We start from the raw sequence: 21,988 nt of genomic DNA, 5'->3' as shown, positions 1-21,988 counted from the left end.
ACGAAGCCGCCTTACACCAGCTTCGAAGTCTCGAAGATCAACTTCATCGTCGCCTGGGCCAGCGACTGCGCTTCAACCCGTATCGTCTCCAGCTGCACTTTGGCCTCGTTGAACCGGGCGTCTTGGTTGCGCACCTCAATGAGTTGCGTCAGTTGCAACGAGGCGTCGATGAGGCCATAGAGGTTACGGTGCAGCTGGTGGGTGACTTTGGTCAGATGCGGATAGACGTCCGGCTTCCCCTCAGGATCAATCACAGCCGCCATATTCATGACGTCCGCAGAAGATCGGTTGCCGCTCAGGACGTAGTTGAGGTCCACACCGGCTTGCGCAATGCGAAGCAGATAATCGGCCTTGGGCGATCGAGTGCCGTTCTCGTAATTGCCCTGAGCGTTCGTCTCGACGCCACCGATCGCTCCCAACGCGCTCTGTGACAGCTTCAGTCTGGTGCGTTCCTGCCTGAGTCTCAGGCCTATGCCGTTCATGTGATCAACTCCATTTGACGATCCCTGACGTTAAGCAGCTGATTGCGAATTCATGAATCGACTCGGCGCGAGAATGAGCAGATCAACGCAAACGGGTGCGGCTGATGAGGTTTAACCAACTCATACCGGGCCAGACAATACAACCATCTGGTTGGAATGTGGATCCAAACATACCGGTTTGTAGGAGTATTCTCAAACAGTTGTACGATAACTGCCCGAATGAAGTGCTTTTATGCGGACTGTTCGGCGTTCTGAGCGGGGGTGCGAGGGAGCGAAGGGCGGTAAACAGCCGGGGCCTCTGCAGCCCCGGCGTCGATGCTGTCAGGAAGGGCAGCGGGCGTCGGGTTGACGCGCCCATTGCGTGGCGGTGCGGGCGATGGTGTCGGCCAGCGTTGACACGGCTTTCTGGTGCGCGATGACCAGATTTTCCATGCCGATGCCCGCCGGTTGCCTGATGACGCTGCTGCAGGTGAGGGTTTGCCGCTGGGTACCGGGCTCGGCCCCGATGCCTCGCAGGCTCAGGTTCCAGACGACATCGATCAGCGCATATTGATCCAGCACCGATTCAAAGCGACGTACGTCGGTTCGGACCGACAGCACCGGCTGATCACGTTGTTTGGGCAAGCCCGCCAAGTCCCGTGAGCCGAAGCGGCGCTCCAGTTGCCCGGTCAGCGCGTCATGGAACTCATCGCCCAATGGGGCGCCCCAACGCTCATTCTCCAGAATCGCCAGGCTGCCGTTGCCCTGGCGGATGACCAGCGGCGGCTGATCGACCTGAACCGCCATGAGCACCGCCTGCATTTCAAACTGGAACGGCGTCTGACCCACACTTGCAGGCGTCGGAGTGGCCGGCGCGATCAGCGTGTAATAGTGGGTCGGCGTGGAGGAGCAGGCCGTCACACCCAGCACACAGGCCAGGGCGAGGAACGAGTTACGCAAGGTCATTGAGCAGGCTCCGGAGCAATTTCACGGGAAGAGGATGATCCTTTGTACGAGCCGGGCGCCGCATCGCCGGTACGACCGCGAATCAGCGATTCAGGGTGACGGCTGAGGAAATCGGTCAACACACGGACCGAGCGGGCCGTGCGCTGGACTTCGTCCATGGCCTGACCCAGTTGCTGACGCGCAGGCGAGTCGTCCGACAACGCTTCGTTGGCCGTGCCCAGGGTTTTCTGCGCTTGCTGCAACGCGCCGCGCATCTGCGGCAACACATCGCTGTTGACCTGCTTCATGGTTTTCTGAAGTTCGATCAGGCTGCCGTTGAGATTCTTCGCCAGGTCGTCGAGGGGGATCTTGCCCAGTTTGTCGACGAACGCCTGCAACTGCTCCTGCAGTTTGTCGAAACTGCCGGGCACCGTCGGGATCTCCAGCGGCCGCGCCTTGGAGTTGTAGGAAATCTTCGCCGCCTTGGGATCGAAATCCATCGCGACGTACAGCTGGCCGGTCAACAGGTTGCCGGTACGCACTTGCGCCCGCAGCCCGCGTTCGACGAACTTCCCGAGAATCCTTGAGGTCTGCTCTTCGTCATCGCCAGCGCCTGCCTGCTCTTTGAGCTTGTCATTGGCCGCACCGAGGCGCTGGGGATAAATGACCGCACCGACGATGCCGGGGAATGTGCCCGTGGCAGCGTCATAGTCGAGGTCCACCGACACCACACGGCCGATATTGACGCCGAGGAAATCCACCGGCGCATTGACCACCAGGCCGCGCAGCGACTGGTTGAAGCGCATGCGGATGTATTTGGGTTCGCCATCGGGCGGCGCCAGTGCCGTGGTCTGGTCTTCGAACAGTTTGAATTCGGCGTTGCCGTCGGCTGGCTTGGCGTCGGGGCTGTATTTGGGTTCGCGGAAGGCGATACCGCCGGAGAGGATCGACGCCATGGACTGGGTTGACACTTTCAGGCCCGAGGCGCCGAGGGTCACGTCCACGCCGCTGGCGTTCCAGAAGCGCGAGTCGGTGAGCACGAATTGATCATTGGGCGCGCCGACGAAGATTTCGACGTCGACGCCCTTACCGTCCTTCGCCAGTTCGTAGGCCACGATCTGGCCCACCTGGATGCGGCGGAAGTACACCGGCGAGCCGATGTCCAGCGAGCCGAGGTCGTCGGTGTGCAGAATGAAGCGTTTGCCTTTCTCGCCGAAGGTCACGGCGGGCGGGGTTTCCAGGCCGGTAAAGTCTTTTTTGGTTTCTTCCGAGCTGCCCGCGTCGGCGCCGATGAAAGCCCCCGACAACAGCGTGTCGACACCGGTGACGCCGTGGGCACCGATGCGCGGACGCACCACCCAGTACTGCGTATCGGCGCGGGTGAACGGCGCGGCCGACTGGTTCAGGTCGATGCTCGCTAGCACGTGGGTGCGGTCATCGCTGAGTTCGATGTCGGTGACGATGCCGATGACTACGTTCTTGTACTTGACCTGGGTCTTCTTGGCTTCCAGGCCCTCTGCCGTGAGAAAGCTCACCACCACTTTGGGGCCGACGTTGAGGAAGTCATGAACCACCATCGACAGGCCGATCAGGGCCGCGACGATCGGCACCAGCCAGACCAGCGAAACGCGCATCTTGCGCGCTTTGACTTGCGGTCGAGTCGGCGGGGAGGGGGGTAGGGTGTTATCGGACATCTTCAACCTCTGCGTCCCAGATTAGCCGGGGATCGAACGTCATGGCGGCAAGCATGGTCATCACCACCACCAAACCAAAAAACAGAATGCCAAGGCGCGGCTCGATGGTGCTGAGCCCGCGAAACTGAACCAGGGCTGCCACCAGCGCGACCACCAGCACATCAAGCATGGACCAGTAGCCGATCAACTCAATGAAACGAAACAGCCGCGAACGTTCGCGCATCGCCCAGGTGCTGCGGCGCTGGCAGGTCACCAGCATCAGCCCCAGTACCAGAAACTTGATACAGGGCACGACCACGCTGGCGATGAAAATCAGAATGGCGATGTCCCACGAGCCGCTTTCGGCGAACTCGATCACCCCGCTCATGATGGTGTTCTCGCTGCTGCTGCCCAGCATCGTCGTGTACATCACCGGCAACAGATTGGCCGGGATATAGAAGATCAGACCGGCAATCAGAAAGGCCCAGGTGCGCGTCAGGCTGTTGGGCTTGCGCCGATGCACGGGCGAGTTGCAGCGCGGGCATTCATGGGCCTCTTCCGCACAGACGTAACTGCACACGTGGCACAGGGTGATCTTGTACTCCCGAGCGTAGGGAATGCCGTTCATTCAGGTTCGACTCCCAGTTCATCCCACAGGCGGCGGATGTCCTTGCCGGCGATCAGCAGGATCAGCACCATCAGCATCGCCATGGCCCACAGGCCGACGCCTGCGTGCACATCGAGCATGCCCGCCAGTTTGACGATGGCCACCAGAATCCCCAGCAGGCACACCTCCAGCATGCTCCAGGGCCGCAGGTGTTCGAGGGTGCGCATGCACATTTTGAAGCCGGGGGCGATTTCGCCGCGATGGGCATGGGCCAGCACCCAGAACAACAAGGCGATCTGCAGTGCCGGGGCAAGAATGATGGCCAGCCCGGCCACCAGCGCAATCAACGTGATCTTCCCCTGGGCCAGCGCCTGAACCGAACCCCACAGCGTTACCTCGTTGTGCAGGCCCTGCATGCTGATGGTGATGACCGGGAATACGTTGGCGAAGATGAACAGAATGCAGGCCGCAATGCTCAGGGCAAGCAGTTGCTCGAGGGTCAGCCGATGGCTGCGACGCAGGATCGCGGCGCAGCGCAGGCAATAGGCTGCCTCGCCCTTGTTCAGGGGCATGGACTCATAGACCGAGTCGCAGTGCTCGCAAATGATCCACTGATCACCGTGGCTATGGGGCTCGGCGATCATTGGCGCGGTCGGCTGCTCGGGGGCATGAGCCTGGCGGTGAGAAATGTCAGTCATCGGCGTGGGCGTCGCGGAATTCATGGGCGTGTTCGCGATAGATCGGCTGTTGTCGATTGCGCGCCTGTGGGGCGGGCGGGCAGCAGTACCCGGTCGGTGAGGCGCAGGCTGGCATTATCGGAAATGAACGTCATCAAGGTGAGCCTGCGAAAAGACTTGAGAGATTGACCACAGTGCCATCATCGCGTTCGGTTATTTGTGGGCCCGGCAGCAATCTTCCAGGGGCTCGGTCACCGGTGAGGGTTGAAGACCCGTTCAGGGCGGTCGCCGAGCAGTGTACCGGCTGGACGTTAAACTCGCACTCGCCTGCGGTGGTAGACTCCCGCCACTTCAAACGAGGAGCGACAGACGTGCGCAAGATGGCAATGATGGTGGCGGTGTTGATGCTGGCGGGTTGTGATGGCGGCAAGCCCGCAACGCCCGCCCAGGTTCCGAGCACTGATTCGACCGCGGAAGCGCCGACGCCGGCTTCGCCGCAATGGACCATTCGTGTCCATTTGAAAGAAGCGCTGAGCGACATGACCTATTGGCTGGTCGAGCACCATTACCCGTCTTATGTGGTGAAGGTCGATGGCAGGGAAGTGGTGATGATCGGGCCGTTCGAGTCTCAGGCAGACGCCGAGAAGGCCAAGACAGAGATCGATGCCGCGATGGTCAAAGGCCACCGCCTGTCACAGCTGGAAGTGATCTCGCCTCGATCTTGAGGATGTAAAGCCGGTGGCATCAGGCGATGCCACCGGCCAAAGCGAGTCTGGCTACAGAATCAGACGTCGCTAATCAACGACGGCCCAGCAGCAGACCCACCACCAGACCGAAGCCTGCCGAGATCGCCACGGTCTGCCATGGGTGACCGCCGATGTAGTTTTCGGTGGCATCAACGGCTGGCTTGGCGCGTTCGCGCACGCTGCCCACCGATTCCATGGCCTGCTTGAGCTTCTGGCTCAATTGGGCGCGCACGGTGTCGGCTTCTTCGCCAACCAGCGAGGCGCTGTCCTTGAGCAGTTTATCGGACTCTTCAATGAGGGCGGCCAGTTCGCTGAACGCTTGATCCTTGATCTGTTCGACAGCGGCGTTCTGAGCAGCAGTTTTACGAGCCATGGCAAATTTCCTTTCAGTGGTTATAGCAGTGTGCAATGGAGTTTTGAGCGCCCCAAAAGTTGCAGCCCAATTCTGCCAGCGACCAAAAAGTACAACGAATGGGGTCGGGATTCACCGTCCGCGGGTGTAAGATGCTGACGTTTTTCGAGCCGGCCACCGGCTCCGTTTATGCGTTTCGTTTTGCACATCGAGGTACATACCATGAGCTACAACCTGGCCAACAAAACCCTTCCGGAACGCGCCGCCATCGAGGACGAAAAGTCTCGCCTGTTCGATCTGTGGCAGAGCAATCTGGGCAAGGCCAAGGCTGACGCCGCCCGGCTGATGGGCGAGCGGGCCAAGCGCAAGGGCAAATGGTCGGAGTGGGTGCGCGGCGAACTCGACGCCATGTCGCCGCCGGAGTACGCCAACATGGTGCGCGCCGAGGTCAATCGTCAGGTGGCAGCGGCGCGGGGCTGAGGCATTCGATCCCGCCCATTGTAGGACCGGCTTTAGCCGGGAAGAGGCCGGTCCTGGCGACGTTACTTTTGCCTGATTTTTGCGGTGTGGTGCCTCACGCCTTCCCGGCTAAAGCCGGTCCCACTAAAAGCGTAAAGCCGGTCACGCAGTCCGCCATCACCAACTGCCGCTGGCCGGTTTCGGCAGGCTCAGCGTGCCGCTGTCCTCAAAGCGCATCGTGCCGAACAGCCCGCCAGCCAGCTTGCCGTGCAGTTCGTAGGGCAGGTTGTCGAGGCGCTGCTGATCGGCGAGGCCCACCGCCTGACGCAAGGCGGCAAAGGCTGAAACGGTGACCGGGACCGTCAGCACGCCTTCGGAGAACCGCCCGATCGTACCTTTCTGATCGCTGACGCCAGACGCCAGCAAGCGACCGTTGACGTCCAGATTCAGCGCCACGCCGTCGTACTGGATGTCGGTGTCATTGGGGTTCTGCAGGCGCAGCTTCACGGCGAAGCGAATTTCCAGATCCTGGCCGGGCAGGGGATCGATGCCCACCACGTTGATGCTCAGCGGGTCGCGGTTGGGAAACAGCGCGCAGGCACTCAGTGCCAGAACCATGGCCAGGCCGGCGAGGAGGGTGCGGATCGGGCGTAGCGGCATCGGTGACTCCCGTGGCAGGCAGCTGGGGCGCAACACGCCCCTTCAAACGTCCTGACGATTCAACTGTGCGACCTCGCGGGCCCCAAGAGGTTCTCCGGCAGGTTCTGCGCCAAGGTCTGCGCGAGAGCCGGGGGGCGGGTCCTGCAGCACCTTCAAGGTCGCGGCTTCCGGGTCGAACTCAGTAAGCTCCGGCTCCTGGTACTCCTCCGGCAGGAAGATATTGAGGATGATCGCGCAGAACGCGCCGACGGTGATGGGCGATTCGAAAATGTTGTGCAGCGCCTTCGGCAGGTCGCGCAAGACTTCCGGCACGGCAGCGACGCCCAGGCCCATGCCCAGGGAAATCGCCACGATCAGCATATTGCGCCGATGCAGGCCGGCCTCCGACAGGATCTTGATGCCCGCCACCGCGACCGTGCCGAACATGATCAGGGTCGCGCCACCCAGCACCGGCTTCGGCATCAGTTGCAGCACGGCGCCGATGATCGGAAACAGGCCCAGCAGCACTAGAATCCCGGCGATGAAAAACGCCACGTAGCGGCTTGCCACACCGGTCAGCTGAATAACCCCGTTGTTCTGCGCGAAGGTCACCATGGGCAGGCTGTTGAAGGTCGCGGCCAGCGCCGAATTCAGGCCGTCCGCCAGCAGCCCCGATTTGATTCGGCGGATGTACACCGGTCCGCTCACCGGCTGCCGGGAAATCATCGAGTTGGCGGTGAGGTCGCCGGCGGCCTCCAGCGGCGACACGAGAAAGATCACCGCGATCGGGATGAACGCCAGCAGATCGAAGGAAAACCCGTATTTGAACGGCACCGGAAGGCTCATCACCGGCACCTGAGGCATCTGCGCGAAATCCACCCGACCCATAAGCCAAGCGACCGCGAAGCCCAGGGTCAGGGCGATGATGATCGCGCTCAGGCGCAGTAACGGCATATTGAACCGGTTGAGCACCACGATGGTGATCAGCACCAGACCGGCCAGGCCCATGTTCGCCGCCGAGCCCAAATCGCTGGCGCCGAAGCCGCCGGCCATGTCGGTCATCGCCACCTTCAATAACGACAGGCCCATCAAGGTAATGATCGTGCCGGTGACCACCGGGGTGATCAGCTTGCGCAACTTGCCGATGAACTGGCTGAGGACCACCTCGACGAACGCGGCGCAAAAGCACACGCCGAAGATCGTCGAGAGAATTTCGTCGGTGCCGCCGCCGCGACCCTTGACCAGAAACCCGGCGCTTAGAATCACGCTGAGGAAGGAGAAGCTGGTGCCCTGCAGGCACAGCAGCCCTGAGCCGATCGGGCCGAAGCGTTTGGCCTGAACAAAGGTGCCCAGCCCGGAGACGAACAGCGCCATGCTGATCAGGTAGGGCACTTCGCTGTCGAGCCCGAGCACGCTGCCGACGATGAGGGTGGGGGTGATGATGCCGACGAAACTGGCCAGCACGTGCTGCAACGCCGCGAAGATCGCGGCGGTGAAATGCGGCCGGTCTTCAAGCCCGTAGATGAGGTCGGAGGGGGCAGGCATGGCGGTCGATCGCAGGGGAAAAGGGCGCGCAGGATGCCAGAAAACGCTACGCAGGTCTGCGGGCAGCGTAGAGTTGTTCGCAGGCGAATCCTCACGGCGCTGAACCATCTTTTGCCGTGAGCCTCCATAGTATTGACCGCCAGTGCCCACCGTCATTAGCCTGTCGGTTTATTCCGCAGTATCTCTGGACAAGGAGGTTTTTACTGAGGCGTCACGATGATCGAGAGCACGGCACAGCAGTTTCCGTTGAGTGAGTCGCAAATCGCATTGATAGCCCGGGCGCTGGCTGACAGCCGCCGCTTCCGGATACTGGTTCAGATTGGCAACAGCGAACAGGCGCTGCCCTGCGCCGAGGTGCTGAAGGTCAATCCGGTCAGCGCCGCTACCGTTTCCCACCACACCAAAGAGCTCGAGCGCGCCGGCCTCATCGCCACCCTGCGCGAGGGCAAATACGCCAGCTTCATGATCCAGCGAGAGGTCCTCCACGCCTACGCCCAGCAGTTGATGCAGATCTAGCGTGCGCCGCTTGGTACCGCTCGAATGTCAGCGCCTGCACTGGCGCCTTCCCGGCTAAAGCCGGTCCTACGATGGCATCGCATGCATCCAGCAGGATTGGCATTGACTGTAGGACCGGCTTCCGCCGGGAAGGCGCCAGTATCGGCGGCCTCTATGTTGAGTCCAGCCGGGGACAGATTCATTTACGATGAAGCGCTGTAAATAAATCAGTCCCCTCTGCCACTCTCTGCGACCGAGCCGGCCGCGATCCTGTGGGAGCGAGCTTGCTCGCGAAGGCTGCTCTCACTCACCGAAGAAAGTAGCTGACTGCTCCGGCCCCTTCCTGAGCAAGCTCGGTCCCACAGGTTCGGTGGCGTGCCGAAGATATCGGGCGACACCCCGCTGAACTCCCACGTCCCCCGCGAACTCTGAACCCACAGATCACTTCCGATCCACGGGGACGAGTCATGGCGATCAGCGGCGTGCAGGCAGGAGCGGCAGACAGCAAAGGGGAGGTGTTCGAAACGGACCTCCCGGCCCGGCTCGATCGTCTGCCGTGGGGGCGCTTTCACACGTTGCTGGTCTTCGCGCTGGGCATCACCTGGCTGCTCGACGGGCTCGAAGTGACGCTGGCGGGCTCGGTGTCCGGGGCGTTGAAAGACAGCCCCGTCCTGCACCTGACCAACGCTGACATCGGTCTGGCCGGCGGCGCCTACATCTGCGGCGCGGTGCTGGGGGCGTTGTTCTTTGGCTGGCTGACCGACCGTCTGGGCCGGCGCAAGCTGTTCTTCATCACCCTCGCGCTGTACATCACCGCCACCGCCGCCACGGCGTTTTCCTTCAGCCTCTGGAGTTTCCTGCTGTTCCGCTTTCTCACCGGGATGGGTATCGGCGGCGAGTACACGGCGATCAACTCGACCATCCAGGAATTCACGCCGGCACGGTTTCGCGGCTGGGTCGACCTGACCATCAACGGCACCTTCTGGATCGGCGCGGCCCTGGGCGCGGTCGGCTCCATCGTGCTGCTGGACGCCCCGTGGGTCGGCGCGGACATGGGCTGGCGCCTGTGTTTCGGCATCGGCGCGGTGCTCGGCCTGATCATTCTGCTGATGCGCCTGTGGCTGCCGGAAAGCCCACGCTGGTTGCTGATCCATGGCCAGGGCGAGGAGGCGAGGGTGATCGTGGAAGGCATCGAAGAACGCCTGCGTCGCCAGGGCCATGACCTGTCAGCGCCAACGGGCCCGCCCTTGCGTCTGCACGCGCGGGACCACACGCCGCTGAAAGAGATTTTCCATACGCTGTTCAACACCTACCGCCGTCGCGCCTTGGTGGGCCTGACGTTGCTGACCGCCCAGGCGTTCTTTTACAACGCGATTTTCTTCACCTACGCGCTGGTGCTCACCGAGTTCTACCAAGTGCCGTCCGCCTCGATCGGCTGGTACGTGCTGCCGCTGGCGTTGGGCAATTTCTGCGGGCCCTTGCTGCTGGGCCGGCTGTTCGATGTGGTCGGTCGGCGGGTGATGATCAGCCTGACCTACGCCGTGTCCGGAGTCCTGCTGACCATTAGCGGCTATCTGTTCCAGCAGGGCGTTCTGGATGTCACGCAGCAGGCCATCGCCTGGATGATCATTTTCTTCTTTGCCTCGGCAGCGGCCAGTTCGGCGTATCTCACCGTCGCCGAAACCTTTCCGCTGGAGATCCGCGCGCTGGCCATCGCCGTGTTCTATGCGTTCGGCACGGCGCTGGGCGGCATTGTCGGCCCGACGCTGTTCGGCCAGCTGATCGACACCCATGAGCGGGGCCCGGTGTTTTTCGGCTACCTGATTGGCGCCGCGCTGATGGTGCTGGCCGCCGTGGTGCAGGCGATCTGGGGCGTGGCCTCCGAGGGTAAATCCCTCGAAGAAGTGGCGCGGCCGTTGTCCCAGGCCCACGACTGACCCCAGCAGGCTGTCGGCGATTGGTCAGTTTTGTTCAATCGCCCGCTCGTGCGCCCTTCGTACACTCAACCCACAGTCAATAAGGTGGGAGACGTGCAATGAACCTGATGATGTCCATGGCGGCGTTCGCGCTGGCGGCGTCGATATCGCCGGGCCCGGTGAATGTCGTGGCGCTCAGCTCGGGCGCGCAGTTCGGCTTGATCCCCAGCTTGCGCCACGTGCTCGGCGCGACGGTGGGCTTCGTCGTGCTGCTGATGTTCACCGGGTTCGGCCTGCATGAAGTGCTGCAGCGCTACCCGATGCTGACCGAGATCATTCGCTGGGCCGGGGTGGCGTTTCTGCTCTATCTGGCGTGGAAGCTGGCGATGGACGACGGCCGCCTCGACGTCACCAGACCGACCCGCGAGCCGTCGTTTTTCCATGGCGCGGCGATGCAGTGGCTGAATCCGAAAGCGTGGCTGGCGGCGGTGGCGGGAATGGGCGCGTTCGTGGCCGATGGCGAAGCGCGACTGATCGGTCTGTTTGCGCTGATTTACTTCGTCGTGTGCTACCTGTCGGTGGGCTGCTGGGCCTACGCTGGCGCTTTTCTCGGCCCTTACTTGCGCAGCCCTGGGCGCATCCGCGTGTTCAACCGCAGCATGGCAGCGCTGTTGGCAGGCTGCGCGGTGTCGCTGTTTTACGTCTGAGCCCTCCCTTGCGAGCAGCAACCGCAGATCAAGGCTTGTACTGACCCGGCGTTACCGCCAGATGCTTTTTGAACGCCCGCTGAAAGTGCGCCTGATCGGCAAAGCCGCTCTGCTGCGCGATGTCGGCGATGGGCTCGCCGCTGCGCAATTGCGCCTGGCCGTGCTGGATGCGCCGGTTGACCAGCCAGGCGTGCGGGGTCATGTGGTAATGCTGCTCGAACGCACGAATCAGGTAGGCCTCGGACAGATTCGCCACCGCGCACAGGTCCTCCAGCCGGATCGGCTGCAGATAATGCGCATCAATGTAACGCGCCGCACGTTCGACCTTGGGATTGGCCCGTTTGGGCGTCAATGTCGAGCCGCCCAGGCGCTGTTCGATCAGGGTGAAAAACCTCACAGCGGCCTCCTGTTTTGCCAGCGTGTCCAGCTGCGCATCCACCAGCCGCCGGTGCAGCTCCAGCAGCCCGTTGAACAACAGCGGGTCACGACAATGGGTGGCCGGATATCCTCGAAACACGCCGCCGTTGCTGACCCCGCAATCGCGCTGAAGCGCCCCCAGCCACTGGGCGTTGACGTACAGCATCAGGTAGGACCACGGCTGATCGTCGATGGGGTTGCAGGCATGGACCTCGCCGGGGTTCATCACCACAACGGTGCCGGTGGTGATGGTCTGGGTGGTTTTCTCGTGCAGATAGGTGCTTTGCCCGGCGGTGATTGCGCCGATGGAAAACACGTCGTGGGCGTGACGGGAATAGCAGACCTTGCGGCCGTCATCAATGGAGCGCGCCTCCATGAAAGGCAGCTGAGCGTCCCGCCAGAACACCGGTTGATCAAGACGTTTCAACGGGTTCTGGCAGGTCATTTCAACTCATCCCTTGTCGCGTTTGCAGCTGTGAAAGAGGTCCAGCGCCGGCTGGTATTCCGTGGTGGTGACGCCGAGCAAGCCTAGCACCGAATGAAACAGGTAGTCATGGCTCAAGTCCGGCTGGTCTTGCTTGGCGGCCAGGCAGCTGCGATCGACGCTGGCGTCTTCCAGGGTCGAGTGGCCGAACCACATCACCATCGGCACGTGGGTCTGGGCTGACGGAGCAATGGCGTAGGGCGCGGCATGCAGGTAGATGCCGTTTTCACCGAGTGACTCACCGTGGTCCGAGACATAGATCATCGACGCATCGACCTTGTTCTGATTGCGCTTGAGCAACTCGATGGTCTGCGACAGGAAATGGTCGGTGTAAAGAATGGTGTTGTCGTAGACGTTTTTCAGCTCGTCGGACGTACAACTGCCCAGCTGATTGGTGTGGCAGACGGGGGTGAAGCGCTCAAGGCTTTTGGGGTAGCGGTCGTAGTATTCCGGACCGTGGCTGCCATCGGAGTGGAGGACGATGATGGCGTTGTCCTGAAGCGAGTCGATGTAGTCCTGCAAACCCACCAGCAGCGATTAGTCGAGGCAGTTCTGGCCGTCGCAGAACGGGCTCGGCTGGTTTTTCGGAATGTCACTGTGGGGCACCCGCAGGCAGGTGCCCTTGCAGTCGCTGTTGTTGTCCAGCCACAGCACCTTCAGGCCGGCGCGCTGAAGCATGTCCAGCAGACCCTCGTAGGTCTTGCCCTTCTTGTCGCTGTAATCGGTGCGCGGAAACTTCGAAAACAGGCACGGCACTGACACGGCAGTGGAGGTGCCGCACGAGGCCACGTGGGTGAAATTGAGAATGTCCTGCTGCTTCAGCTCCGGGTTGGTTTCCCGCCCGTAACCGTTGAGGGAGAAGTGGTCGGCCCGGGCCGTTTCGCCGACGACGAAGATCATCAGGCTTTTTTTCGGCCGCTGTTGCGCTTGCGGGCTGAGGGCGGCGTCGGCGCCGACGGTCTGGATGTTCAGGGTCTCTTTGATGGCCACGGTCTGCTTGGTCAGCTTGCCGATGGCGTAGAGGTAGTTGGTCGGATTGATGAAGTGGGTGAGCTTGTCTTCATCGCGAAAGATCGGCGCGTAGGTCGAGTAGAAGGGCCCGACGGCGGCAGCGATCACCAGCACACAGCCAACGCACACCAGCACCTTGTTGACCAGCCCGGGCAGCACGGGGCGATAGGTCACCGGCAGCCACCAGATCAGTGCAATCGGCAGCACGCCCAGCAGGCCCAGGTAGAAAAGCAGCGTGCCGCTCAACAGGGCCTCGGCCTCGCCAGGATTGGTTTCGAGCACGTTCTGCATCATCGTCGTGTCGATGCTGATGCCGTAGGTGTTCATGAAATAGGCGGCGGCGGCCGAGCACAGCGCGACCAGGCTGAGCACCGGTTTGAGCGTCGGGCGGAAGGAGAAGGGCGTCAGCAGCAGGGTGATCGCGGCCCACAACAGGAAGGCAAACGAGGCATAGAACGCGATGGCTTTGACGCCTTGCAGCTGCGCCAGATCAACCAGTGCGCGCCAGGTCGCCAGGTTGTAAAACACCACCAGACACAGGGAAAACAGCATCACCAGACGGGTGGACGTGACCGGTTTTACCATCGAATTCAGTTCCGTATAAGGGGCCGCGCAGTGCCGGGTGTGCGGGTTCACCAGGCCGCTCCATCCGGGGTGCCGAGACGTCCGCAGCGCGAGTCGATGGCTGCTGGAAGGGGGAGGCGGGGACAGATCGCGCGGAGTTTTCCAAAACGATTGTGAAGGCTTTGTGAAATGTCCGAGGCAGCGGCTTTCGGGGCCTGAATACAGGTTGCCCAGGCGGTAATGCGCTCGCGGTGGCCTGCAACTACTGCCCCGCGATCACCTTGTCGACCGTGCCTTCCTGCTTGAGCCGGGCAAATGCAGCGGCGATTCGCTGGACCGTTTCGTCCGGCGTGCTGGCGCTGAGGGCCACGTACAGACCTTTGGACAGTTCGTCGAGTGTGTAGACGCTTTCAAGGTCCTCGAACGCGATCTGCAGATCGGCACACTGCTCCCGCGCTTCGCGCTCGGGCATGGGAATCAGCTCGACCTGGCCGCTGATCAGTTTGCGCAGGTTGTCCAGATTATTGGGCGAGACCACCATCCTGTTGAAACCCTTGCCCTCCAGGTACTGCTGCCGCGAATCGTCACGCACGACCCCGACGGTGTAGTGGCTGGCGTCCTCCAGGGCGTTGACGACCACATCCCGGCGCTCGCGGAGTTTGTAAAACGACGGTGTGACGTGTTCCAGCTCGCCGACCCACTTGAACAGCGCCTCACGTGCGCTGTTGCGAATCATCGGGTAGATCAGCACGTTCGCTTCGAGCCGGGCGATGTCATAGGCCCGCGCCCAGGGATAGAGCGCCATGTGGTAGTCGCTGATGCCCGCCTTGGCGAGGGTCATCTCGACCACTTCACTGGCGACCCCGACCACCTTGTCGCCCTCAAGTGCGCTGTACGAGGAGTCTTCGGTGACCACTTGCAGCGTCGTGGCGCTGGCGTTCAGACCCACGAACAGCATCAGGAAAGCGGCCAGAACGCTGCGCTGACAATGATTATTTCCCATGGCATCCCTCTCGGTTCAGATCACACAGCGGTCCCGGCCCTGGCTTTTCGCCCGGTACAGCGCCCGGTCGGCACTCTGCAGCAGTTGATCGAAGTGCTCCATGTTCGCCGGATCGAGCTCGGCCACGCCGATGCTCAGGGTCACGAAAGGCGAGACCGGTGAAGCGCTGTGCACCAGTTGTTGCCGGTGCAGCAGGGCGCGCAGGCGATCGGCCGACGCCAGCGCCTGTTGATCATCCTGGCCCGGCAGCAGCACGGCGAATTCTTCACCGCCGAGCCGCGCCACCAGTTCGCCGGAACGCGAGAACAGCGCGCTCATGGCCAGCGCCACATCGCGCAGGCATTGATCGCCCCTGGCATGGCCGTAGGTGTCGTTGTAACGCTTGAAGAAATCGATGTCGCACATCAGCACCGACAGCGGGTGGCGATGACGCAAGGCGCGATTGAATTCCAGCTCCTTGAGCTCGTCGAAATGGCGGCGGTTGGCAAGGCCCGTGAGCGGGTCGAAGCGGGTCAGGGCTTCCAGTCGCGTGTTCGCGGCCTTGAGCTGTGCGGTGCGCTGCTCGACCAGTTCGGCGAGTTGGTCGCGGCTGGCGGCCAGGGCGATTTCGTCATGGGCCTGACGCTCCAGGTGCGCGGCCAGTTTGTCTTGCAGGTCATTGACGCCCGCTTCGAGGAGGTCGAGTTCGTCACCCCCCTTGCCGCGACGGTCCAGGGTCAGATGCGTCTTCAGGTTGAGCGGCGTCAGGTGTTCGAGGTGCCGGGCAATGCGCCGCACGTGCAGGGTCACCGAGCGGTTGAACATGCCCATGATCAGCCCGGCGAGCGCCAGGGACTGGATGATCTGGGTGACCATGATGACCGCGACTTCTTTCCACAGGCGTTTCCACAGAAGGCTTTCGTCGCCTTCGATGGTCAGCTCGCCGACCACTTCGCGGGCGCCGGGGTAGGGGGCGATGGTCAACTGCCGATGCAGCGTCGGGGCGCGGATCGAGCCGGTGTGGCCGGGGTGCTGGCGCTCCAGAATTTCCGGGGCGCGGCCGGGCCGCAGGATTTTCAGCTGGACCCGGCCCACCGGCGCCGCCGTGGCCACGCTGTCGATCTGGGTCTGCAGCGCCTGATCATCCATCTCCCATACGGCCTTGGACAGCGTGCCCTGGAACACCTGATCGATCAGGGTCAGCTCGGCGTTCATGTTCGCCAGGTTGGTGTTCCAGGCGAACCAGGTGCGCACCAGCACCGTCGCCGCCGTGAACAGCACGCAAAACGCCAGCGTCGCCAGCACCAGACGCCGCGCCAGCGAACCGGTGCGCTGTGCGCTGCGCGGTGGCGGGTGTGGTGCGCCGGGTGGATCGGAAGGCGTTTCGTTCTGCATGCTCACTGCCACTTGCGCGCGATGGCGTCGTAGGTGCCATTGGCGCGAAGGGTGTTCAGGCCTTTCTGAAACAGCTGCACCGTGGCGTCGGGCGTTCCGGTGCTGAACGCCATGTTGAACCCGCCGGCTTCCTCCAGCTCTTTAATGCGCAGGGATTGCACCAGGGTCCGCGCGGGGTCATCGCCGACCTGCCGGGCCAGGTAGTAAGCGTTGAGCTCGTCGGAAATCCACAGGTCGACGTGGCCGGTCTGCAGTTTCTGGTAATTGAATTCGTAGCGGTTGCTCGATTGCAGCTGATGACCGATCTCGAATCTGCGCGCCATCAGGTACTGCTCGCCAACGTCTTCATTGACGGTTGCGGTCTGCCAGCCCCGGGCGTCGTCCAGGCTCAGCAGCGTGACGGGATGGCGGGCGGACGAATACAGAAACCAGCGCGACGCGGCAATGGTCCCGACCCACTTGAACAGCCGCTCGCGCTCGGCGGTGCGGGTGATGGAGTAGATCAGCACATTGGGGTTGTGCAGCGCCAGATCGTAAGCCCGCGCCCAGGGCATGGACTGAATGGGGGCCTGCACATTGACCTCCTTCAGCACCGCCTGAACCACCTCGGTGCTCATACCGGTGAGCACCCCGTCGCGGGTCATGTTGTAGGGCGCAAGCTCTTCGGTCACGACATGGATCTCGACCCTAGGCGCATTCGAGTTAATCGATTCAGCCCCCGACGCGCCAGACCCCACGCACAGCAACAGCGCCACACAGAGTGCGCTGCCCAGTGTGTGAATGAGCGAATGGAGTGTCATCGATAACTACCTCATGGGGTGCAAAAGCGACAGATTCCGGGCCGTGAACACACCGGCGCAACCGTCACCGACTGCCTTGCACACCGGAATATCGGCTGAATAATCCGCCACTTGAGACGGCATCCTGCCGTTCATCCTAACAGGGCAGGCGGTGGCGGTCGGTTTAGTTGCTTCGCCCTACCGGCGGTGGTCGGCCCAGGCCGGTTTTGGCCACGGGGAGTCGGGGACAGATTAATTTACGGTGAAGCGCTGTAAATAAATCAGTCCCCTTGGCAGTCCCGTCCCCTTGGCAGTCCCGCGCCAACCCCCGATTCCCATTGCCCTGACCGGCCTCTTCCCGGCTGAAGCCGGTCCTACCAGGGCGTCGCGTGCGTAGGACCGGCTTCAGCCGGGAAGCTCTTGATCTTCTTTTGATCTGCTTTTGATCTTCGTACACAAAAGGTCGAGTCACCGCCAAACGCGACTTGGGTGCAGGCCGAACGCAGACGACGCGGAGTGGGCCGAGCGGCAGGGATGCCGCGAGAGCGCCGCTAGGACATGGATGTCCGTTCGGCGCGGGCCCACGGAGCGTCGTCGGAGTGAGGGAACCCTGACGAAGGAAGGGCCCAACCGAGAGCAAGCACCCTTGGTTACTTGGGGTGCTTTTCCAAGTAACTCGCCGAAGGCAGAAACAATCTGCCCCCAGGCAGATGCTTTTAAATAACTGTGGCGTTCTGCCACACCGGAGTAAACGCGCTTCCTTGACCTGGATCAAAGGTGCACCAAGGCCCTGTAGGAAAAATACCCCGCACCCCGACGAGTCCTCAACATGCCCGGCCCCTTCGACTTCCTCAAACACCCCCTGGCCAAAGACATCAGTCTGATCCTCCTGATCAAACTCGTCCTGCTCATGGGCATCCGCAGCATCTGGTTCGACGCCCCGGTCGAAGTCAAGGACGACGGCGTGCAAGCCGGCCTGCACCTACTGAGCACCCCACCCGCACCCTCTGAGAAAAACCCAAAATGATATCGGAATCAGTCGTCGACCTCTCCCGGCTGCAGTTCGCGATGACCGCGCTGTACCACTTCCTGTTCGTCCCGCTGACCCTCGGCATGACCTTCCTGCTCGCCATCATGGAATCGGTCTACGTCATGACCGGCAAGCCAATCTACAAAGACATGACCCAGTTCTGGGGCAAACTGTTCGGCATCAACTTCGCCCTCGGCGTCACCACCGGCCTGACCATGGAATTCCAGTTCGGCACCAACTGGGCCTACTACAGCCACTACGTCGGCGACATCTTCGGCGCGCCACTGGCCATCGAAGGCATGATGGCGTTCTTCCTCGAATCGACCTTCATCGGCCTGTTCTTCTTCGGCTGGGACCGCCTGACCCGCGTCCAGCACCTGAGCGTCACCTGGCTGGTGGCGATCGGCTCCAACCTGTCGGCGCTGTGGATCCTCATCGCCAACGGCTGGATGCAGAACCCGGTCGGCGCCGAGTTCAACTTCACCACCATGCGCATGGAACTCACCAGCTTCAGCGACCTGCTGTTCAACCCCGTCGCCCAGGTCAAATTCGTCCACACCGTGGCCTCCGGCTACGTCACCGGCGCGATCTTCGTCCTGGCGATTTCCAGCTGGTATTTGCTCAAGGGCCGCGACATCGCCTTCGCCCGGCGTTCGTTCGCCATCGCCTCGGCATTCGGCCTGGCTTCGATCCTGTCGGTGATCGTGCTGGGTGACGAATCCGGCTACGAAATCGGCGACGTACAGAAGACCAAGCTGGCCGCCATCGAAGCTGAATGGGACACCGAACCGGCTCCGGCGGCGTTCACCTTGTTCGGCCTGCCCAACCAGGCCGAGCAGCGCACCGATTACGCCGTCAAGATTCCCTACGTGATGGGCATCATCGCCACCCGCTCGGTGGATAAACAGGTCACCGGCATCAAGGACCTGGTCCGCGAACACGAAGGCCGCATCCGTAACGGCATGACTGCCTACGACTTGCTCGGCCAGCTGCGCGGCGGCGACAAGAGTGAGCAGACCCTCGACGCCTTCAATGGGGTGAAGAAAGACCTCGGCTACGGCCTGTTGCTGAAGAAATACACCGACAAGGTGGTCGACGCCAACGAGCAGCAGATCAAACAGGCCGCGCTGGATTCGATCCCGCAGGTGGCGTCGATCTTCTGGACCTTCCGCGTGATGGTGCTCAGCGGGATGCTCATGCTGCTGCTGTTCGCCTGTGCCTTCTGGGCCTCGGCGCGCAAGAACGAGACCCGCAAGCGCTGGCTGCTCAAGTGGGCGGTGTTCAGCCTGCCGCTGCCGTGGATTGCCACCCAGACCGGCTGGTGGGTCGCCGAGCACGGTCGTCAGCCCTGGTCCATCGGTGAAGTGCTGCCCGTGCACCTCTCGGCCTCGACCCTGTCGGCGGCGGATGTGATCGGTTCGATTGTGGCGCTGGTCGGCTTCTACACCGTCCTGCTGATCATCGAGATGTACCTGATGATCAAGTTCGCCCGACTCGGCCCGAGCAGCCTGCACACCGGTCGCTACCACTTCGAGCAAGGCGCGCAGGGCAACGCTGCTGACGCCAGACAACCGGCCCTGGCCTGAGGAATTCCCGATGTTCGATTACGAGACACTGAAAATGATCTGGTGGGTGCTGGTCGGCGTGCTGCTGATCGGCTTCGCCCTCACCGATGGCTTCGACTTGGGCGCAGCGATGCTGATGCCCTACGTCGGGCGCAGCGACACCGAGCGGCGCGTGGTCATCAACACCATCGCCCCGCACTGGGACGGCAATCAGGTGTGGTTGATTACGGCCGGCGGCGCGCTGTTCGCGGCCTGGCCACTGGTGTACGCGGCTGCGTTCTCCGGCTTGTACTGGGCGCTGCTGCTGGTGCTGTTTGCGCTGTTCGTGCGCCCGGTGGGTTTTGACTACCGCAGTAAACTGGAAAACACCCGCTGGCGGCAGAGCTGGGACTGGGGCCTGTTCGTCGGTGGCGTGGTGCCGTCGCTGGTCTTCGGCGTGGCGTTCGGCAACCTGTTGCTGGGTGTGCCGTTCCAGTTCGACGAGACCTTGCGCTCCAGTTATCACGGCAACTTCTGGCAACTGCTGAGCCCGTTCGGCTTGCTGGCCGGGGTGGTCAGCCTGAGCATGCTCGGCCTGCACGGCGGCAGCTGGCTGATGATGCGCACCGAAGGCGCCATTGCCCGACGCTCCCGCCGTGCGGCCCAGTGGCTGTCGCTGTTGTTTTTGCTGTCGTTCATCGGCGCCGGCGCGTGGCTGTTGCTGGGCGGCATTCAAGGCCTGGCGATCACCTCGGCGTTCGATGCAGGCGCTGCGCTCAACCCGCTGGCGAAAACCGTGACGGCCAGCAACCACGGCTGGCTGGCGAATTATCAGCAGCACCCGCTGACGGTGATCGCGCCGCTGCTGGGGATCTTCGGTGGCTTGCTGACCTTGCTCGGCGCCAGTGCGGGGCAGGGCAGAACGGCGTTCCTCGGCAGCAGCCTGGCGATCGTCGGCGCGCTGTGCACGGCAGGCTTTGCGCTGTTCCCGTTCGTCATGCCGTCGAGCCTGGACCCGGCGTCGAGCCTGACCGTGTGGGACGCCGTGTCCAGCCATAAAACCCTGATGATCATGCTGATCGCGGCGTCCATCTTCGTGCCGTTGATCCTCTGCTACACGCTGTGGTGCTACGCCAAAATGTGGGGCAAGGTCACCACCGCGCACATCGATCGCAACCCCCACGGCCTGTACTGACCCGCGTTTTAGAGGAGAGACAATCATGTGGTATTTCGCCTGGATTCTCGGCGTGTTGCTGGCCTGCAGCTTCGGCATCATCAACGCGCTGTGGCTGGAGTCATCCGACGCCGCCGCGCTGGAGAGCGGCCGTGACCGCTGAAGCGCTGAACGCACCCTTCAGGCACGCCGTCGGCCGGACATTGTCCGTGTTGATGGCCGTGCCCCTGAGCCTGGTGCTGCTGATTCACCCCGCGTCGATGCTTGACGCCAACGGCCATTATTCCCACGGCCTGCTGATGCTGATCATGTGGGGCGTGGCCGGAGGGTTCGTCCACGGCGTCGGTTTCGAGCCGCGGGCGTTGGCCTGGCGGGTGATGTTTCACCCGCTGCTGGCCTGGGCGCTGATGGCCGTGGGTTATGGGATGTGGCTGACGGCACGGCAGTGGCTGTGAGCCCTTTGTGAGGTAGAAGTAGCCTCGGCCGTTTCCCCCGGCCGGCTGCGCGCGATCAACGGGGCAATTGCGCGCAGCAGGCCGGGGATATTTCTGAATGGCGCCTATAGAGGGTGGTCAGCCCCGCGCGCCGGCAAAGCAACACGATGTCGTCCTCAGCATTTCACCCAGTGAAACAGTGGATTGCCTTTTTTGGTGATTCCCCAATCGGGCGGTCGGGCCCACTATCGGTTTCACCAGCGCGGCACAACCACGGCAGCACCGCCGCCCCGCGCTGAGTCGAACCTTGCTCAGGAGCCCACCCATGACCGCCATCACCCTCTATCACTTCCCGCTGTCCGGCCACTCCCATCGCGCCGAGTTGATGTTGTCGCTGCTGGGTCTTGCACCGAACATTCAGTTCGTCGACCTGGCCAAGGGCGAGCAGCGGAAGCCGGAATTCCTCGCTATCAACGCTTTCGGCCAAGTGCCGGTGATTGACGACGACGGGGCATCGTCGCCGATTCCACGGCGATCCTGGTGTACCTGGCGAAGAAGTACGACCCCTCGGGCCGCTGGCTGCCGAATGATCCCGAGGGCGCGGCGCAGGTGCAGCGCTGGTTGTCTGCCGCCTCCGGCGCGATTTATCTGGGCCCGGCGCGGGCGCGTCTGATCACCGTGTTCGGTGCCGGTTTCGATCCCCAGGACACGATCCAGCGGGCCCACGAGACGCTCTTGGTCATCGATCAGCACCTGACCGGCCGCGATTTTCTCGCCACCGATCACGCCACCATCGCCGATGTCGCCGCCTACAGCTACATCGCCCACGCGCCGGAGGGCAACGTCTCGCTGGACGACTACGGCAACGTGCAGGCATGGCTCGCGCGCATCGAGAAGCTGCCGGGCTTCACGCCCATGCCGCGCACGGCAGTAGGCCTGGTCAAGTAACCCT

The 21,988-nt window shown here is 62.5% G+C and carries 22 protein-coding genes and 2 pseudogenes; 11 read left to right on the top strand and 13 right to left on the bottom strand.

Annotated elements, in window-relative coordinates; translation table 11 throughout:
• Positions 1–11: 11 nt before the first annotated feature.
• The 5 genes from SLW74_RS22755 to SLW74_RS22735 all read right to left on the bottom strand — a co-directional run bounded on the left by SLW74_RS22755 (position 12) and on the right by SLW74_RS22735 (position 4,330).
• On the bottom strand, positions 12–482 hold the full coding sequence (locus SLW74_RS22755) for a helix-turn-helix domain-containing protein (RefSeq protein ID WP_410930198.1): 471 nt from the start codon (positions 480–482) through the stop codon (positions 12–14).
• A gap of 321 nt (positions 483–803) precedes the next feature.
• Entirely contained in the window at positions 804–1,427 is a 624-nt protein-coding gene (locus SLW74_RS22750) for a membrane integrity-associated transporter subunit PqiC (protein WP_410930197.1), read from the bottom strand.
• Entirely contained in the window at positions 1,424–3,100 is a 1,677-nt protein-coding gene (locus tag SLW74_RS22745) for an intermembrane transport protein PqiB (protein ID WP_410930196.1), read from the bottom strand. The genes SLW74_RS22750 and SLW74_RS22745 overlap by 4 nt, the downstream gene beginning before the upstream one ends.
• Positions 3,090–3,707, bottom strand: a complete 618-nt coding sequence (locus SLW74_RS22740) for a paraquat-inducible protein A (RefSeq protein WP_065988559.1) — start codon at positions 3,705–3,707, stop codon at positions 3,090–3,092. The genes SLW74_RS22745 and SLW74_RS22740 overlap by 11 nt, the downstream gene beginning before the upstream one ends.
• Positions 3,704–4,330 carry a paraquat-inducible protein A gene (locus tag SLW74_RS22735; RefSeq protein WP_410930225.1) on the bottom strand — a complete coding sequence of 209 codons (627 nt, stop codon included), beginning with the start codon at positions 4,328–4,330 and terminating at the stop codon, positions 3,704–3,706. The genes SLW74_RS22740 and SLW74_RS22735 overlap by 4 nt, the downstream gene beginning before the upstream one ends.
• A 404-nt stretch (positions 4,331–4,734) precedes the next feature.
• On the opposite strand from SLW74_RS22735, the gene SLW74_RS22730 reads away from it, so the two are divergent.
• Complete coding sequence (locus SLW74_RS22730) at positions 4,735–5,088, top strand: SPOR domain-containing protein (RefSeq protein ID WP_065988558.1); 354 nt, start codon at positions 4,735–4,737, stop codon at positions 5,086–5,088.
• A gap of 73 nt (positions 5,089–5,161) precedes the next feature.
• Here SLW74_RS22730 and SLW74_RS22725 read toward each other — a convergent pair whose 3' ends face one another.
• The gene (locus SLW74_RS22725) at positions 5,162–5,482 is read right to left on the bottom strand and encodes a YqjD family protein (protein WP_065988557.1); all 321 of its coding nucleotides are present in this window, start codon (positions 5,480–5,482) and stop codon (positions 5,162–5,164) included.
• Between the two features lie 201 nt (positions 5,483–5,683).
• On the opposite strand from SLW74_RS22725, the gene SLW74_RS22720 reads away from it, so the two are divergent.
• Positions 5,684–5,941, top strand: coding sequence for a hypothetical protein (locus SLW74_RS22720; RefSeq protein WP_065988751.1), 258 nt, complete (start codon positions 5,684–5,686; stop codon positions 5,939–5,941).
• Between the two features lie 156 nt (positions 5,942–6,097).
• Here SLW74_RS22720 and SLW74_RS22715 read toward each other — a convergent pair whose 3' ends face one another.
• Both SLW74_RS22715 and SLW74_RS22710 read right to left on the bottom strand, forming a co-directional pair.
• Positions 6,098–6,580 carry an LEA type 2 family protein gene (locus tag SLW74_RS22715; protein ID WP_410930195.1) on the bottom strand — a complete coding sequence of 161 codons (483 nt, stop codon included), beginning with the start codon at positions 6,578–6,580 and terminating at the stop codon, positions 6,098–6,100.
• A 42-nt stretch (positions 6,581–6,622) separates the two neighbouring features.
• Positions 6,623–8,104: a nucleobase:cation symporter-2 family protein gene (locus SLW74_RS22710; RefSeq protein ID WP_410930194.1), complete on the bottom strand. Its 1,482-nt coding sequence runs from the start codon at positions 8,102–8,104 to the stop codon at positions 6,623–6,625.
• Between the two features lie 216 nt (positions 8,105–8,320).
• On the opposite strand from SLW74_RS22710, the gene SLW74_RS22705 reads away from it, so the two are divergent.
• The 3 genes from SLW74_RS22705 (at position 8,321) to SLW74_RS22695 (ending at position 11,222) form a co-directional block, all read left to right on the top strand.
• The gene (locus SLW74_RS22705) at positions 8,321–8,620 is read left to right on the top strand and encodes an ArsR/SmtB family transcription factor (RefSeq protein ID WP_065988555.1); all 300 of its coding nucleotides are present in this window, start codon (positions 8,321–8,323) and stop codon (positions 8,618–8,620) included.
• 446 nt (positions 8,621–9,066) lie between these two features.
• Positions 9,067–10,536 carry an MFS transporter gene (locus SLW74_RS22700; RefSeq protein WP_369319681.1) on the top strand — a complete coding sequence of 490 codons (1,470 nt, stop codon included), beginning with the start codon at positions 9,067–9,069 and terminating at the stop codon, positions 10,534–10,536.
• Between the two features lie 98 nt (positions 10,537–10,634).
• The gene (locus tag SLW74_RS22695) at positions 10,635–11,222 is read left to right on the top strand and encodes a LysE family translocator (protein WP_410930193.1); all 588 of its coding nucleotides are present in this window, start codon (positions 10,635–10,637) and stop codon (positions 11,220–11,222) included.
• A 28-nt stretch (positions 11,223–11,250) separates the two neighbouring features.
• Here SLW74_RS22695 and SLW74_RS22690 read toward each other — a convergent pair whose 3' ends face one another.
• The 5 genes and pseudogenes from SLW74_RS22690 to SLW74_RS22670 all read right to left on the bottom strand — a co-directional run bounded on the left by SLW74_RS22690 (position 11,251) and on the right by SLW74_RS22670 (position 16,875).
• Positions 11,251–12,084, bottom strand: a complete 834-nt coding sequence (locus SLW74_RS22690) for an AraC family transcriptional regulator (protein ID WP_410930192.1) — start codon at positions 12,082–12,084, stop codon at positions 11,251–11,253.
• A 6-nt stretch (positions 12,085–12,090) separates the two neighbouring features.
• Positions 12,091–13,719 (bottom strand): annotated as a pseudogene (locus SLW74_RS22685) (phosphoethanolamine transferase).
• A 241-nt stretch (positions 13,720–13,960) separates the two neighbouring features.
• The gene (locus SLW74_RS22680; protein ID WP_065988551.1) at positions 13,961–14,701 is read right to left on the bottom strand and encodes a substrate-binding periplasmic protein; all 741 of its coding nucleotides are present in this window, start codon (positions 14,699–14,701) and stop codon (positions 13,961–13,963) included.
• A 15-nt stretch (positions 14,702–14,716) separates the two neighbouring features.
• Positions 14,717–16,075, bottom strand: coding sequence for a diguanylate cyclase domain-containing protein (locus SLW74_RS22675; RefSeq protein ID WP_410930191.1), 1,359 nt, complete (start codon positions 16,073–16,075; stop codon positions 14,717–14,719).
• 2 nt (positions 16,076–16,077) lie between these two features.
• The gene (locus tag SLW74_RS22670; RefSeq protein ID WP_410930190.1) at positions 16,078–16,875 is read right to left on the bottom strand and encodes a substrate-binding periplasmic protein; all 798 of its coding nucleotides are present in this window, start codon (positions 16,873–16,875) and stop codon (positions 16,078–16,080) included.
• Positions 16,876–17,683: 808 nt separating this feature from the next.
• On the opposite strand from SLW74_RS22670, the gene cydP reads away from it, so the two are divergent.
• From cydP to SLW74_RS22640, 6 genes and pseudogenes are all read left to right on the top strand, one after another.
• Entirely contained in the window at positions 17,684–17,881 is a 198-nt protein-coding gene (gene cydP, locus SLW74_RS22665; RefSeq protein ID WP_410930189.1) for a cytochrome oxidase putative small subunit CydP, read from the top strand.
• A complete protein-coding gene (locus tag SLW74_RS22660; protein WP_065988548.1) occupies positions 17,878–19,470 on the top strand; it encodes a cytochrome ubiquinol oxidase subunit I in 1,593 nt (530 codons plus the stop codon). The genes cydP and SLW74_RS22660 overlap by 4 nt, the downstream gene beginning before the upstream one ends.
• A gap of 10 nt (positions 19,471–19,480) precedes the next feature.
• Positions 19,481–20,623 (top strand): cytochrome d ubiquinol oxidase subunit II, encoded by a 1,143-nt coding sequence (gene cydB, locus SLW74_RS22655; protein WP_410930188.1) that lies wholly within the window; start codon positions 19,481–19,483, stop codon positions 20,621–20,623.
• A 25-nt stretch (positions 20,624–20,648) separates the two neighbouring features.
• The gene (cydX, locus tag SLW74_RS22650) at positions 20,649–20,765 is read left to right on the top strand and encodes a cytochrome bd-I oxidase subunit CydX (RefSeq protein ID WP_065988546.1); all 117 of its coding nucleotides are present in this window, start codon (positions 20,649–20,651) and stop codon (positions 20,763–20,765) included.
• A complete protein-coding gene (locus SLW74_RS22645; RefSeq protein WP_296308818.1) occupies positions 20,755–21,057 on the top strand; it encodes a cyd operon YbgE family protein in 303 nt (100 codons plus the stop codon). The genes cydX and SLW74_RS22645 overlap by 11 nt, the downstream gene beginning before the upstream one ends.
• 304 nt (positions 21,058–21,361) lie before the next feature.
• Positions 21,362–21,984, top strand: a pseudogene (locus SLW74_RS22640) (glutathione S-transferase family protein).
• Positions 21,985–21,988 lie beyond the last annotated feature (4 nt).

This window comes from Pseudomonas sp. W5-36, assembly GCF_046540455.1.
Lineage (GTDB): Bacteria > Pseudomonadota > Gammaproteobacteria > Pseudomonadales > Pseudomonadaceae > Aquipseudomonas > Aquipseudomonas graminis_B.
This window is presented reverse-complemented; position numbering and strand designations above follow the sequence as displayed.